We start from the raw sequence: 243 nt of genomic DNA on the forward strand, positions 1-243 counted from the left end.
GCTGTAAATGAGAACATTTTATTTGATGAGACCTCTCTGCAGCAATACATGTCTTTCCAATTCGTTCCTGAGCCAAATACACTTGATCAAAAGGTGCACAAGGTGGAGCCGGGTTATCAGTTTACACTTCGCCCGGGCAAGGAGATAGAATTTAAGACTTACTGGAAGGTTCAATTCAAGCCTGAACAAACACAAGAACAGAAATTAATAGAAGAAGTGCGCGATGCAATCTATGATTCTGTG

At 41.2% G+C, this 243-nt stretch carries 1 pseudogene; it reads left to right on the forward strand.

What is annotated here, in order from left to right:
* Positions 1-243: pseudogene (locus tag SB775_RS32950) on the forward strand (asparagine synthase (glutamine-hydrolyzing)); the annotation flags it as partial.

This window comes from Peribacillus sp. SIMBA_075 (assembly GCF_046534585.1).